The sequence below is a fragment of the Sphingomonas jinjuensis genome, assembly GCF_014197105.1.
GTDB lineage: Bacteria > Pseudomonadota > Alphaproteobacteria > Sphingomonadales > Sphingomonadaceae > Sphingomonas > Sphingomonas jinjuensis.
The window spans coordinates 126,461-140,140 of record NZ_JACIEV010000007.1 but is presented as its reverse complement, the minus strand read 5'-3'; the positions used below and the strand labels follow the sequence as shown (position 1 = coordinate 140,140).

The window sequence follows — 13,680 nt, the reverse complement described above, 5'->3', positions numbered from 1 at the left end:
CCTGACCTCACCCTTCCCACTCGGCTGTGCCGAGCGGGCCGCTTTCCTCTCCCGTTGGGAGAGGGAAAATGCTGCCGAAGGCAGCGAAGGGTGAGGACAGCGAGCCTCTACCCCACCCGCCCCGCCACCAGCTGCTCGACCACCCCCGGATCGGCCAGCGTCGACGTATCCCCCAGGTTCGACACGTCGCCCTCGGCAATCTTGCGCAAAATCCGCCGCATGATCTTGCCCGACCGCGTCTTGGGCAGTCCCGGCGCGAACTGGACAGCATCGGGCGACGCGATCGGCCCGATCTCGCGCCGTACCCATTGCCGCAGCTCCGCGGTCAGATCGTCCGACGGCTCCTCGCCCGCGTTCAGCGTGACATAGGCGTAGATGCCCTGCCCCTTCACCTCGTGCGGCATGCCGACCACCGCGGCTTCCGCGACCTTGGCGTGGGCGACTAGCGCGCTTTCCACCTCGGCGGTGCCCATCCGGTGCCCCGACACGTTGATGACGTCGTCGACGCGGCCCGTGATCCAGTAATAGCCGTCGCCATCGCGGCGGCAGCCATCGCCGGTGAAATACTTCCCCGGATAGGTCGTGAAATAGGTCTGGATGAAGCGCTCGTGATCGCCCCACACCGTGCGCATCTGCCCGGGCCAGCTGTCGGTCAGGCACAGATTGCCCTCGGTCGCGCCGTCGAGCGGTTGGCCTTCCGCATCGACGATCTCGCAGCAAACGCCCGGCAGCGGCTTGGTCGCCGATCCCGGCTTCAGGTCGGTCGCATGCGGCAGCGGCGCGATCAGGATACCGCCCGTCTCGGTCTGCCACCAGGTGTCGACCACCGGGCAGCGCCGATCGCCGACGACGCGGTAATACCATTCCCACGCCTCGGGATTGATCGGCTCGCCCACCGTGCCCAGCAGCCGCAGCGACCGGCGGTTGTACTTGGTGACATGGGCATCGCCCTCGCGCATCAGCGAGCGGATCGCGGTCGGCGCGGTGTAGAGGATGTTCACCCCCAGCCGATCGACCGTCTCCCACAATCGCCCGTGGTCGGGATGGTTGGGCACGCCGTCGAACATCACCGTCGTCGCGCCGTTCGCCAGCGGGCCATAGACGACATAGCTGTGCCCCGTGACCCAGCCGATATCGGCGGTACACCAGAATATCTCGCCCTCGCGATAGTCGAACACGTCGCGGAACGTCTTGGTCACCCACAGCAGATAGCCCGCCGTGGTGTGCAGCACGCCCTTGGGCTTCCCCGTCGAGCCCGAGGTGTAGAGGATGAACAGCGGATCCTCCGCCGCCATCGGCTCGGGCGCGCATTCGGGCGAGGCGTTCGCCATCTCCGCATCCAGCCACAGGTCGCGGCCCTCGGTCATCGGCACGTCGGCGCCGGTACGCTTCAGCACCAGCACCGTCTCGACCCCGCCGCATTTCTCCAGCGCCGCATCGACATTGGCCTTCAGGGGCACGCGCTTGCCACCGCGACAGCCCTCGTCGGCGGTGATGACCAGCTTCGATCCGCAGTCCTCGATCCGTCCCGCCAGGCTGTCGGGCGAGAAGCCGCCGAACACGATCGAATGGATCGCACCGATCCGCGTGCACGCCAGCATCGCCGCCGCCGCCTCGGGCACCATCGGCAGATACAGCGTGACGCGGTCGCCCTTCGCGACCCCGCGTGCCTTCAGCACGTTGGCCAGGCAGCACACCTGCTCGTGAAGCTGGCGATAGGTGATGCGCGCGCCGTCGCCCGGCTCGTCGCCTTCCCAGATGATCGCGATGCTGTCGCCGCGCTCGGCCAGGTGACGGTCGAGGCAGTTGGCCGACACGTTCATCGCGCCGCCGTCGAACCAGCGGATGCGGAAATCGTCGGCGGCGAACGACACGTCCTTCACCGTCTCGAACGGCGTCATCCAGTCGAGCCGCTTCGCCTCTCCGCGCCAATACCCGTCGGGGTCCTCGATCGACGCACGATATTGCCGTTCATACTCCGCCGCGTCGATACTGCCGGCGGGGCCGGGAAGCGCTGGATACACCGCGTCGGTCATCGGGCCCTCTCTCCTAGGAACGGCGCTTCCTCGTTGGTGGCGCGACCCAGGTCAAGCTTACCCCTCCGTCATCCCACAAATCGCAACGTCATCCCAATAGTTCGCGGATCGCTCGGCGTGCCGAGCACCAGCCCGGAATTGCCCGCCTGCACCGTGACGTTCTGGGTATAGTCCGCGTCGAGCAGATTGCGTGCGAACACCGCCACTTCGATCCCATCGGCGAAGCGATAGCCGATGTTGGCATTGGTCAGATTATATCCGCGGATATAGGTGAAGCGCGACAGGCCGGGGTCGCCGTTGACGCCGCTGCGCGATGCCGTGTCGACATGGACGAACGCCGCCCCGCTTCCGATCGGCTGCGCGTAATCGATCCCCGCCGTCACCGCCAGGCGCGGCAGCGACGCCAGACGCCTTCCGCTCAGGTTGCACGCCGTCGTCGTCGCGGACTGCAGCTCGATCGGGCATGGACCCGCCGGATAATCGGCGTAACGCCCATCGGCATAGGCGAACGCCGCGCGCAGCGTCAGGCCCGGCAGCACCAGCGCCGCCGCATCCGCCTCGACGCCCCTCACCTCGACCCGCGGAATATTCGACAGATAGCCGCGAAGCGCCGCCGTCTGCGTCGGCCCGGTGTCGACGACCGTCGCCTGAAAATCGCGCACCTTCGTCCAATAGCCGTCGACGTTGACCACTAGGCGGCGGTCGAACAGGCTGGTCTTCAGCCCCGTCTCCCAGGTCGTGTTCCGTTCGGGCCGCACCACCGCGGCCGCCAGCGCTGGACGATTGGCGGCGTCGAGCGGCAGGCCCGACATGTTGATCCCGCCCGATTTGAACCCGCGCGCGAAGCTCGCATAGGCCAGCACCGCATCGCTCACCTGCCACGCCAAATTGCCACGTCCCGACAGGCTGCCGTCGCGGTCGCTCGCGCTGTACGTCTGGCCGCGCAACACCCCCAGTTGCGCGTTGCGCAGCGCCGTCACCTGTGCCGCCGACCCGGTCAGGGCCGGCCCACCAAACGTGTAGGTCGCATAATCACCACGCTTGGTTTCGTGCGTGTAGCGTAAGCCACCGGTCGCGGTTAGCCGCGGCAGCAGCCGCCAGTTGACCTCGCCGAACCCCGCATAGCTTCGCGTGCGAAAGTCGGTGCGCCCGTCCTGACCATAGCCGTCGAGCAGGTTTGCCGGCACCGGCGTCGTCCCCGTCACCGTCCCGATCAGGTAGCGCGCCGCCGCCGGGCCATAGATGCTGATCGGCCGCCCGACGATCCTCTGGCGGAAACCGTAGAGCCCGACGACATACCTCAGTGCGCCGTCGCCGTTCGACGCCAGCCGAAGCTCCTGGCTATACTGGTCCTGTCGCGACGGGATGTGCTGCGATTGCTGGATCGGCAGCCCGGTATAGTCCCGGTCGTTCTCGGCATCCCAGTTCCAGAACCGCCAGGCCGTCACCGACGTCAGCGTCGCGAAGCCGAGGTTCCAGTCGGCGATCGCGTTGGCCCCGCCCTCGTTGGTATCGACGCCCAACGGCCCGTCGATATCGGTCACTCGCGCATAGGGGTCGGTCGACGGCGGCGCATAGCCGAACTGAGCCGCCAGCCCCTGCGCCCCGCCGAACTGCCGCGAGCCCGCGCGCAGGCTGGTGCCGGTGCGCAGATACACCTGCGTGCAGCAATAGGCCTGGAAATTGGTGACATCCGCGATCAGCCTCAGCTCGATCGCGTCGTCGGGCTTGACCAGCAGCTGCGCCTTGACCGCCTGCGTCCCCAGCGTGTTCGCCGCGCGCCCGGTCCGTACATTGGCCAGCACGCCGTCGCGCCGCGTCGACACCGCCGACACGCGATAGGCGATGTCGTCGGAAAGCGGCCCCGACACCCATCCCTTCGCCTGGACGAAATCGAGGTCGCCGTACGACAGCTCGGCAAAGCCCTCGCGCGTGAAGCTCGGCGGGCGGCTGGTGACGTTGATCGCGCCCGCGGTCGTGTTCTTGCCGAACAAAGTCCCCTGCGGCCCGCGCAGCTCTTCGACCCGCTCGACATCGGCAAAGTCGAACGCCGCGGTCGCCGGTCGCGCGTGGTAGACCTGATCGACGTAGAAACCGACGCCCGGCTCCAGCCCGTCGTTCGCCTGGCTGACCGCGACCACGCTCGATCCCAGACCGCGGATCGTGAGGGCGGTGTTGCGCGGGTTGGCCGATGCATAAATGAGGCTCGGGATCAACACCGTCAGCCCCTGCGTGTTCACCGTATAGCTGCGGTCGAGCAACACGCCGCCGACCACGCCGATCGCCGCCGGCACTCGCTGCACATCCTCCGCCCGCCGCCGCGCGGTGACGAGTACGTCGGGGAGCCGGTCGTCGGCCTCGGCCCGCGGTGACGCACTGTCCTGCGCCACCACCGGCGTCGCCAGCCCGCATGCCGCGGCGGCGGCCATCGCCAGATACTTCATCAACAACCCCTTTTTCCGACAGCCGCATTCCGACTCGCCATATCCGGCCGTATATAGCACCCGGCAGCAAAAGCAGTTCCCGCTCGCTGGCGTACCACCATCAAAGCGATCCTCCTCCCCGGGGGGAGGATCGGGCTGCTACGTCTGGGTTTCTTTCCCCGGCCGCGGCGCCGTCAGCAACGCATCCGCGATCGCCCCATACGCCTCATGCGCCCCCAATTCGGCGCTCGCCGCCTCCAGCGCCCGGTACGCCGCCAGCACCTCCTTGCCCGTCTCCGTCAGCCACGCGCCGCGCGGATTGCCGCCGCCCGGTGCCGTCTCGACCAGGGGCTCGGCAAAGCAGCGGTTCATTTCGTCGACCAGCAGCCAGCATCGCCGATAGCTGATGCCAAGCGTTCGGCCGGCGGCCGAAATCGATCCCTGCGCCGCAATCGCGTCGAGCAGGTCCGCCTTGCCCGGGCCAAATGCCAGCGTGTCCCCGCACAGGAACTGCAGCTTTACCTTCAGCGCTCCGATCCGCATCGCCCCAACCTAGCCGCTCCGCGCCATCGCGTCAGTAAGCGACCTGGCCATAGACGTTGCCGCCCGGCGAATAGCGGCAGACCAAGTAATCGTCGTTCGCCCCCGCCACCATCGCGCAGCCGACGCTGCGCGTGCCCCGCCACACGATCTGCGAATAATGGCCGGCGTCTTCCCAATGCCCCGTGCGGCTGACCGACGGCACCGCCCCGTTGACGTAGACACGACGCTCCTCGAGCCAATGCCCCAGCATCTCGTCATAACGATACGCGTCGCGCGTTCCCATCCACAGGTTCTCGCCCTGCCGGCTGTTGTCCATCGGCTGGCGGGCGTGCTGGAAACGCCCGCTGCGCGCGAGCACCGCTGCATAGTTGCGCGCCGCCACGGCCAGCCGCTCGTCCCAGATCAACGGCGTCAGCCCGACCAGCGCGCGTGCCGCGTTCTGGCCGCCCAGCATCACCTGGCGGAACAAGCGTTCGTTGCGCGGTGCGGCGACGGTGTCATAGCGCCAATCGCCGGCGCGTAAGGGCGCGTCGGTAAACGACAGCAGCGGCGGCAACAGGAGCAGGGCGAGCCAGCGGCGCGCGAATCGGCTATGCGTCACGATCGTCCGGATACGGAATGATGATGAATGTTATAAAAACGCCGTTCGCGCTCTATGTCCACTGGCCGTTTTGCGTGTCGAAATGCCCCTATTGCGATTTCAACAGCCACGTCCGCGAGCAGGTCGACCAAGCCGCGTGGCGCGACGCGCTGCTCGCCGATCTGGCGCACGAAGCGGCGATGCTGCCCGGCCGCACGCTCGGCTCGATCTTCTTCGGCGGCGGCACGCCCTCGCTGATGCCGCCGGCAACCGTCGCCGCGATCCTCGACGCCGCCGCCTGCCACTGGTCGTTCGCGCCCGATATCGAGATCACGCTGGAGGCGAACCCCTCGTCGGTCGAGGCGGCTCGCTTCGCCGATCTCGCCGCCGCCGGGGTCAACCGCGCCTCGCTCGGGCTTCAGGCGCTCGACGACGACGCGCTCCGCTTCCTCGGCCGCGCGCATGACGTGGACGAGGGGCTGGCCGCGCTTGGCGTCGCGCAGAGCGTGTTCGAACGCACCAGCATCGACCTGATCTACGCCCGACCGGGCCAGCCGCAGTCCGATTGGGAATCCGAACTCGCCCGCGCCATCGCGCTCGGCACCGAGCATCTGTCGCTCTATCAGCTCACGATCGAGCCCGGCACCCGCTTCGCCACCGAAGCCGCGAAGGGCCGGCTGACGATCCCCAACGCCGACACCGCCGCCGACCTGTTCGAAACGACCCGGGCGATCACCGCAGCGGCTGGCCTTCCGGCCTACGAAACCTCGAATCACGCAAGGGCGGGCGCGGAGAGCCGCCACAACCTGACCTATTGGCGCTACGGCGACTATGCCGGCATCGGCCCCGGCGCGCACGGCCGCCGCGACGGCCTCGCCACCGTCCGCCGCAAGAAACCGGAGAATTGGCTAGCGGCGGTGGCGCGCAGCGGCCACGGCATCGAGAGCGAGGACGCCCTCACCCCCCACGAACGCGCGACCGAAGCGCTGGTGATGGGCCTTCGCCTGACGGAGGGAATCGACCTGCCCCGTGTCGCCGCGCTGGCGGGTGGCGAGGCGCCGGTTGATCACGCCGCCGTCGATCGCCTGTCGCGCCACGGCCTGATCGTGCGCGACGGCGACCGGCTCCGCGTCACCGAAGCCGGCGCGCCGGTGTTGGAGGGCATCCTGCGTGACATCGTGACGGACGCTTAACGCTGCCCTCACCCTTGCCGGCTCCGCCGGCTGTTCCCTCTCCCGCCGGGCGAGGGAAGGGGCCCGCGCGGCGCAGCGGCGTGGGAAGGGTGAGGGCAGGGACCCCTGAGCTACTTCCCGAAGCTCGCCGGCGCCGGCGACACCGTCACCGTCGTGCCGCCGCGGATCTCCTGCACTTCCAGCGCGCGCTCGGCGACGCCGTCGCGGCCGAAGCGGAACGCCCCGTCGATGCCCGCAAAGCCATCCGAATCGCGCAACCGGTTCTCGGGGAAGCGCTGGTTCATCGGCCAGTCGCGCGCGATCCGCACCGTCAGCAGCACCGCGTCATAGCCCATGCTCGACAGGCGATACGGCGCCGCGGCGAAGCGGGCGCGATATTTGGCGGCATATTGCCGATACAGCCCGTTGCCGACGCTCGCGAACCAGGCCCCCTGCAACGGCGGCCGAGCGGCGATGCCCGTCTCGCTATTCCACAGCTCGGTGCCCAGCAGATGCGTCTGCGGGCTCGCGCGCTTGACCAGCGGCGCCGCCGCCGCCGCCGCCGCGCCGCCATCGGCCACCAGCACCGCGTCGAACGGCGCCTTGGCATTCAAACGTGTCACCGCCGCGCCGATACCGCCGGCCTGGCGCGGATAGGTCTGCAGCGAGACGACCTGTCCGCCCGCGCCCTCGACCGCGCGCAGGAAGGCGGTCGACGACCGCTCGCCGTACAGCCCATTGGGCACCAGCCCGGCAAAGCTGTTGACGCCCCGGCTCTTGGCATAGGCGACGACGCGCTCGATCGACTGCGCCGGCGCATAGCCCATCAGATACGCGCCCTGCCCCGCAGCGCCAGCATCGTTGGAGAAACCGATCACCGGCACCCCCGCCGCCCGCGCGATCGGCGTCACCGCCCGCACGTCATCGGCCAGCAACGGTCCCAGGATCAGCTGGGCGCCCTCCGCGATCGCCCGGCTCGCCGCCGCCGCGGCGCCGGTCGCGGTGTCGTAGTTGGTGATGCGCAGCTTGTCGGTGCCGGTATCGAGCACCGCCAGCTGCGTCGCATTGGCGATCGACCGCCCGACCCCGGCGTTCGCACCCGACAGCGGCACCAGCAGCGCGATGCGGTGCCGCTGCACGTCGTTGGGCAGCCCCGCCTGAACCGTGTCGTTCGCGACCGGAGATTTGGGCGGCGGCGGCGCGCTCGGCGGCGGCTCGCTACCGCGCGGCACCACGGTCGAGCAGGCGGACAACAGCCCCGCGCCGACCAGCGCCGCCCAACGGCCAAGCGCCCGTGGGCGTTGCGAATTCCATACACCCTCTGCCATGACGTTCCCCGTGACTGTTCTTGAACCCGGCCTCTACATCGTCGCGACGCCGATCGGCAATCTTCGTGACCTATCGCCCCGCGCCGCCGATATCCTGTCGCGTGCCGACGTGATCGCGGTGGAGGACAGCCGCGTCACCGCCGGCCTGCTGCGTCACATCGGCACCAAGCGGCCGATGCTGCCCTATCACGACCATAACGCCGAAGGCATGCGCCCTGCCTTGATCTCGCGCATGGGATCGGAGGCGGTGGCGCTGGTCAGCGACGCGGGCACGCCGCTGATTTCCGACCCCGGCTACAAGCTCGTCCGCGACGCGCGCGCCGCCGGCCATCTGGTGGTGACGATTCCCGGCCCCTGCGCCGCGATCGCCGCGCTGACGCTGGCGGGCCTGCCGACCGACCGCTTCCTGTTCTGCGGTTTCCTGCCGTCCAAGGAAAAGGCGCGCGCCGACGCCATCGCCGAGGTCGCGAATATCCGCGCCACGCTCGTCCTCTACGAGAGCGGCCCCCGCCTCGCCGCCTGCCTCACGGCGCTGGCGCAGGGCCTCGGCGATCGCGATGCCGCGGTGACGCGCGAAATCACCAAGCGCTTCGAAGAGGCGGTCACCGCGCCGCTCTCCGCCCTCGCCGCCCGCTATGCCGACGCCCCGCCCAAGGGCGAGATCGTCATCGTCGTCGCCCCGCCCGGCGAGGCGCCACCTGCCAGCCTCGAAGACGGCGACGCCGCCCTCGCCGAAGCCCTCACCCGCCTACCCGCCGCCAAGGCCGCCGGCGAAGTGGCCAAGAAACTGGGCCTCGACCGCAAGGCCCTCTACGCCAGGGCCTTGGCAATGAAGGACAACGGGTGACCGTTAGCGCCTTCTCTTCGCGGCCTTGACCGCCGCTACGCAGCAGAAGGCAACGACGGCAAGCGACAGCCAGATTACCATGGTGAACATCTCCCCGATAACAGCCTATCAGCGATCGTCGGACCGACAATAGCGGATGCCGCCAGCTTGCCGATCCGGCAGTGCTCGCCCAAGCTGCACTGATGCGTTCTCCCCGCCGTCCCACCACCATTGACCGCCGCGCCGCGGAGTCCGCCGGTCGCCGCGGCGAGCGGCTCGCCGGCTGGTGGCTTCGGCTCAAGGGCTGGCACATCCTCGATCGCCGCGTTCGCACGCCTGCGGGAGAGGTCGATCTCGTCGCCCGGCGCGGCAACCTCATCGCCTTCGTCGAGGTCAAGACCCGCGCCACCGCCGCCGAACTCGACTTCGCGATCGACCAGCGCCGCCTCGCCCGCGTCGCCGCCGCGGCGGAGGTGCTGATGGAACGCTATGCCGGTCCCGGCGACGACATCCGCGTCGACGTCATCCTGCTCGCGCCGGGCACCCGCCCGCGCCACATCGAAAACGCCTGGATGCCCTGATCCGGGTGACTTTCCGATCCACGGCCCCTAATCCCCCGTTCGTGCCGAGCTCGTCGAAGCACGCGTCCCGGAACACGCCCGTCGACAGTCTCAGGGCGAACGGAAGGTAGGTCGCAATGTCACTCACCGTCGCCGTCCAGATGGACCCGATCGAGACCATCAACATCGCCGGCGACTCCAGCTTCGCGCTGATGCTGTCGGCGCAGACACGCGGTCACCGGCTCTACCATTACGGGCCGGAGGCGCTGAACTATGCCGCGGGCCGCGTCTGGGCGCAGGCGCATCCCGTCACCGTGCGGCGCGAGGTCGGCAACCATTTCACGTTCGGCGATCCCGTCGACCTCGATCTCGGCGACGACGCCGACGTCGTCCTGATGCGCCAGGACCCGCCCTTCGACCTCGGCTACATCACCGCGACGCATGTGCTCGAGCGGATCGCCGACCGCACCTTCGTCGTCAACGACCCCGCCAGCGTCCGCAACGCGCCGGAAAAGGTCTTCGTCCTCGACTATCCGCAGTTCATGCCGCCGACGCTCGTCACCCGCAGCGTCGACGAGGCGCGCCGCTTCCTGGCCGAGCATGGCGCAATCGTCGTCAAGCCGCTCCACGGCAACGGCGGCAAGGCGATCTTTAAGGTCGAATCGGATGCTGCGAACCTGTCGGCCCTGTTCGAGGTCTTCAACCAGATGTGGCGCGAGCCGCACATGGTCCAGGCGTTCCTCCCCGCGGTGGCGAAGGGCGACAAACGAATCGTCCTGGTCGATGGCGAGGTCGCGGGTGCGATCAACCGCCTGCCCGGCGAGGGCGAAATCCGCAGCAACCTCGCGGTCGGCGGATCGGCGGAGAAGACGCAGCTGACGGCGCGCGAACGGGAAATCTGCGCCGTCCTCGGCCCTGAGCTGAAACGCCGCGGCCTGCTGTTCGTCGGCATCGACGTCATCGGCGGCGAATGGCTGACCGAAATCAACGTCACCAGCCCGACCGGCATCGTCGCGATCGAGCGCTTCGACGGCACCGACGTCGCGGCCATGATCTGGGACGCGATCGAACGCCGCGTGGCGGAACGGGGTTAGCCAGACCGTCCTCACCCCTCGTCGCCTCCGGCGACATTTTCCCTCTCCCGTTGGGAGAGAGAAGGGTGAGGGCAGCCTGAACCATCCCCACTCCCCCGTGTTCTCCCCCCACATGACCGACTTTATCCTCGATCTGATCACCCGCGGCGGCTATCTCGGCATCGCCTTCCTGATGGCGCTCGAGAACGTCTTCCCGCCGATCCCGTCGGAGGTCATCATGGGCCTCGGCGGCATGGCCGTCGGGCGGGGGCAGATGAGCTTCGTCTGGCTGGTCGTCGCCGGCACGATCGGGACCGTCGTCGGCAACTATCCCTGGTACTGGCTCGGCCGCCGCTTCGGCTACCACGGCCTGAAGCCGTTCGTGGATCGATACGGTCGCTGGCTGACGCTCGAATGGGAAGATATCGAGAAGATCACCCACTTCTTCCATCATCGCGGCTGGTGGGTGGTGTTCGTCTTCCGCTTCATGCCGACCTTCCGCACCCTGGTGTCGCTGCCCGCCGGCATGGGCCGAATGGCGCACTGGCGCTTCATTCTCGCGACCGCCGGGGGCAGCGCGATCTGGAACACCATCCTCGCCGGCGCCGGCGTCGTCCTCGATCGCAACTTCGAACAGCTCGACCGCTATGTCGGCCCGATCGCGTTAGGTCTGATGGCCGCCGGGGTCGGCTTCTACCTCTACCGCGTCGCCACCTGGAAGCCCCGCGCCCAGCGCTAGCGTCTAAGCCCGCGGATGCGCGTGCCGGTACACGTCCATCAGATGGGCGGCATCCACCGCGGTATAGACCTGCGTCGAGCTCAGGCTGGCATGGCCGAGCAACTCCTGCAGCGCACGCAGGTCGGCGCCCCGCCCCAGCAGGTGCGTCGCAAAGCTGTGCCGAAGCGCATGCGGCGTCGTCCGCTCGCCCAGCCCCAGGCGGCCGCGCGCGCCCCGCACCGACCGCCGAACCACGGCCGGCGACAACGGCCCGCCCTTGGCACCGCGAAACAGGATCGTATCGCGCGACACGCCGAAAGGCACGGCGACGGCATAATCCTCGATCGCGTCGCGCACCTGCGGCAGCAGCGGCACGATTCGCGTCTTCGCCCGCTTCCCCGTCACGCTCAGCGTCTCGCCCAGCGGCAGGATCGCGCCCGTCAACGCCAGCGCCTCACCGACGCGCAGTCCTGCGCCATAGAGCAGCATCAGCACCGCCCAGTCGCGCTTGCCGATCCATTCCTCACGCGCGTCCTCGACGACCTCCTCGGCCAGCGCCACCGCCTCGTCGGGCGATACCGGCCGGGGCACGCCCTTCTTCACCCGCGGCCCGGCGATCCGGGGGCCGCCGTGCCCGGGATTGGCCCATGCCAGAAATCCGCGGATCGCCGACAGCTCGCGCGCGGCCGACGCGTTGCCCAACCCCTCGCCCCGCCGCTCGGCCAGGAATGCGCGAAGATCCGCGACGCCGATGGCCCGCAGCGCCGCCCGATCAACCGCCCCGCCCCAGTGACGTCCGAGAAAATCGATCAGCCGCTCCGCCCCGGCCCGATAGGCCCGCACCGTATGCTCCGAACGGCGCCGGTCGCGCGCCAGATGGGCGGCCCATTCCGCCGCCAGCGGCAGTGCCGCACCGGCTGGTCGCAATCGATCGCGCTGGTCAATCATGGCTTAACCAAAATGGGTCTAACCGTTTCATATGGAGCCACAATCATTGTCCGCTACCGCCGAGGCGCGCCGCCTTGCCGCCCTGCACGCCCTCGACCTACTCGACACCGCGCCCGAGCGCGAGTTCGACGCGCTGGTGGCGCTCGCCGCGGACATGCTGCATTGCCCGGCGGCCATCACGCTGATCGATCGCGAACGGCTGTGGATCAAGGCGGCGTCCGGCGATCTGCCCGCGCAGCTGCCGCGCGACGGCGCCTTCTGCGATCATACCATCCGCCAATCCGGCCCGATGGTGATCGAGGATGCCGCCGCCGACCCCCGCTTCGCCGATGGCCACCTCGTCGCCGGCGGCCTGCGCTTCTACGCCGGCACGCCGATCCGCAGCCGTGACGAGCATGGCGATCTCCACGCCATCGGCGCGATCTGCGTGACCGATACGGCGCCGCGCTCGCTGTCGGTCGAAGGCCGCGCCGCGCTTCATCACCTCGGCACCCTTGCCGAAGCGCTGCTGGCAGCCCGCGCCACCGCCATCGCTGCCATCGAGATGGCGGCGGAAAGCGAGCGACAGGCGATCGCGCTCGAACGCCAGACGCGGATCTTCGAACAGGCCGAGCGGCTGGCGATGATCGGATCGTGGCGCCTGCGCCTCGCCGACAGCGACCTCACATGGTCCGATCAGGTGTTCCAGATCCACGGCCTGCCCATCGGCCAGTTCCCGACGCTCGACGGCGCGCTCGACTTCTATCCGCCCGCCGCGCGCGAGATGGTGGCAGCCAAGCTCGCCCATACCATCGCGACCGGCGAGGCGTTCGACTTCGAAACCGACTTCATCACCGCGCGCGGCTCGCTGCGCCGCGTCCGATCGCAGGGCGAGGTGGAGTTCGATGCCGATGGCCGCCCGGACGCGGTGATCGGCGTGTTCCAGGACATCACCGCCGCCCACCGGCTGAAGGAGCAGCTTCGCCGCTCCGCCGACACCGACTTCCTCACCGGCATCAACAACCGCGCCGCGTTCGATGCCGCGCTCGAAACCGCGATGATCACCGCGCGCGACACGGGTACGCCACTCGCGCTCGCGATCATCGATCTCGACGGGTTCAAGCAGATCAACGACACCTTCGGCCATAATGTCGGAGACGACGCCCTGCGCGCGATCGCCGAGCGACTGAGTGCCGATTGGCTCGACGGCTGTACCGCTGGCCGCCTCGGCGGCGACGAGTTCGCGGTGATCGTCGAGGATCCGCGCCTGGTCTCCGATCTCGGCGGCTTTGCCGAGCGGCTTCAGGCATGGCTGCGCGTGACGCTGATCGTCGAAGGCCTGCCGGTCCTATGTGGCGGCAGCGTCGGCGTCGCCAATTTCGCCGGCGACGAGGCGATCCGCGACTTCCTTCGCCGCGCCGACATGCGTCTCTACGACGCCAAGCGCGGCCGGATCGGGCAGCGTCGGGCGGCATGAAGCTTCGTCATCCCCGC

12 protein-coding genes are annotated in these 13,680 nt (G+C 68.9%); 6 read left to right on the top strand and 6 right to left on the bottom strand.

Going from position 1 to position 13,680, the window contains the following annotated elements:
* Positions 1 to 107 precede the first annotated feature (107 nt).
* From acs to GGQ80_RS12730, 4 genes are all read right to left on the bottom strand, one after another.
* On the bottom strand, positions 108 to 2,036 hold the full coding sequence (gene acs, locus GGQ80_RS12745; protein WP_183985398.1) for an acetate--CoA ligase: 1,929 nt from the start codon (positions 2,034 to 2,036) through the stop codon (positions 108 to 110).
* A gap of 68 nt (positions 2,037 to 2,104) precedes the next feature.
* Positions 2,105 to 4,480: a TonB-dependent receptor gene (locus GGQ80_RS12740; protein WP_183985396.1), complete on the bottom strand. Its 2,376-nt coding sequence runs from the start codon at positions 4,478 to 4,480 to the stop codon at positions 2,105 to 2,107.
* 138 nt (positions 4,481 to 4,618) lie between these two features.
* Positions 4,619 to 5,002: a winged helix-turn-helix domain-containing protein gene (locus tag GGQ80_RS12735; RefSeq protein WP_183985394.1), complete on the bottom strand. Its 384-nt coding sequence runs from the start codon at positions 5,000 to 5,002 to the stop codon at positions 4,619 to 4,621.
* A gap of 31 nt (positions 5,003 to 5,033) precedes the next feature.
* Entirely contained in the window at positions 5,034 to 5,603 is a 570-nt protein-coding gene (locus GGQ80_RS12730; protein WP_343051045.1) for a CAP domain-containing protein, read from the bottom strand.
* A 23-nt stretch (positions 5,604 to 5,626) separates the two neighbouring features.
* Between GGQ80_RS12730 and hemW the strand changes: the two genes are divergently transcribed.
* Positions 5,627 to 6,775: a radical SAM family heme chaperone HemW gene (hemW, locus tag GGQ80_RS12725; protein ID WP_183985392.1), complete on the top strand. Its 1,149-nt coding sequence runs from the start codon at positions 5,627 to 5,629 to the stop codon at positions 6,773 to 6,775.
* A gap of 110 nt (positions 6,776 to 6,885) precedes the next feature.
* On the opposite strand, the gene GGQ80_RS12720 is transcribed toward hemW, so the two are convergent.
* Complete coding sequence (locus GGQ80_RS12720; protein WP_183985390.1) at positions 6,886 to 8,082, bottom strand: penicillin-binding protein activator; 1,197 nt, start codon at positions 8,080 to 8,082, stop codon at positions 6,886 to 6,888.
* On the opposite strand from GGQ80_RS12720, the gene rsmI reads away from it, so the two are divergent.
* The 4 genes from rsmI (at position 8,081) to GGQ80_RS12700 (ending at position 11,280) form a co-directional block, all read left to right on the top strand.
* The gene (gene rsmI, locus GGQ80_RS12715) at positions 8,081 to 8,929 is read left to right on the top strand and encodes a 16S rRNA (cytidine(1402)-2'-O)-methyltransferase (RefSeq protein ID WP_183985388.1); all 849 of its coding nucleotides are present in this window, start codon (positions 8,081 to 8,083) and stop codon (positions 8,927 to 8,929) included. The two genes, GGQ80_RS12720 and rsmI, sit on opposite strands and share 2 nt — an antisense overlap.
* A 182-nt stretch (positions 8,930 to 9,111) precedes the next feature.
* Positions 9,112 to 9,489, top strand: a complete 378-nt coding sequence (locus GGQ80_RS12710) for a YraN family protein (protein ID WP_183985385.1) — start codon at positions 9,112 to 9,114, stop codon at positions 9,487 to 9,489.
* A gap of 116 nt (positions 9,490 to 9,605) precedes the next feature.
* Positions 9,606 to 10,562, top strand: coding sequence for a glutathione synthase (gene gshB / locus GGQ80_RS12705; protein WP_183985383.1), 957 nt, complete (start codon positions 9,606 to 9,608; stop codon positions 10,560 to 10,562).
* Positions 10,563 to 10,674: 112 nt separating this feature from the next.
* Complete coding sequence (locus GGQ80_RS12700; RefSeq protein WP_183985381.1) at positions 10,675 to 11,280, top strand: DedA family protein; 606 nt, start codon at positions 10,675 to 10,677, stop codon at positions 11,278 to 11,280.
* A 3-nt stretch (positions 11,281 to 11,283) separates the two neighbouring features.
* On the opposite strand, the gene GGQ80_RS12695 is transcribed toward GGQ80_RS12700, so the two are convergent.
* Positions 11,284 to 12,207 (bottom strand): tyrosine recombinase XerC, encoded by a 924-nt coding sequence (locus GGQ80_RS12695; protein ID WP_183985379.1) that lies wholly within the window; start codon positions 12,205 to 12,207, stop codon positions 11,284 to 11,286.
* A 46-nt stretch (positions 12,208 to 12,253) separates the two neighbouring features.
* On the opposite strand from GGQ80_RS12695, the gene GGQ80_RS12690 reads away from it, so the two are divergent.
* A complete protein-coding gene (locus GGQ80_RS12690; RefSeq protein ID WP_246347053.1) occupies positions 12,254 to 13,663 on the top strand; it encodes a diguanylate cyclase domain-containing protein in 1,410 nt (469 codons plus the stop codon).
* Positions 13,664 to 13,680: the final 17 nt, after the last annotated feature.